At 56.6% G+C, this 419-nt stretch carries 1 protein-coding gene; it reads left to right on the top strand.

Features of this window, described 5'->3' with window-relative positions; all coding sequences use genetic code 11:
• A partial coding sequence (locus JFC11_RS18885) for an FAD-linked oxidase C-terminal domain-containing protein (protein ID WP_198350281.1) occupies positions 1-419 on the top strand: 419 nt, incomplete at both ends.

The raw sequence follows: 419 nt of genomic DNA, 5'->3' as shown, positions 1-419 counted from the left end.
GGCGCTGGATATGAAAGATCCCGAACAGGAAAAACTGATTCGTGAGATTTCTGATGAAGTGGCGGCCCTGACTCAGAAGTACGGCGGGCTGTTATGGGGGGAACACGGCAAAGGCGTGCGTTCGGAGTACGGCCCCAAGTTCTTTGGTGAGTTATACCCCAGCCTGCAGCGCGTTAAAGCAGCCTTTGATCCGCATAACCAGCTGAACCCCGGCAAGATTGCGTCGCCGTTGTCTAACCCGCCCGAAGCCGCGGGTAGGTCTGAGAACCATGAACTAATCGCTAAAGACAGCGACCTTGAACTGTTAACGATCGATGGCGTCACCCTGCGCGGCCAGTTGGATCGCACCATCGACGAACGCGCTTGGCAGGCCTATGACGCGGCGGTGTACTGCAACGGCAATGGTGCCTGCTATAACT

The organism is Vreelandella alkaliphila, assembly GCF_016107625.1.
GTDB lineage: Bacteria > Pseudomonadota > Gammaproteobacteria > Pseudomonadales > Halomonadaceae > Vreelandella > Vreelandella alkaliphila.
The sequence above is the reverse complement of the archived record's forward strand: the minus strand, read 5'-3'. Positions and strand labels throughout refer to the sequence as shown.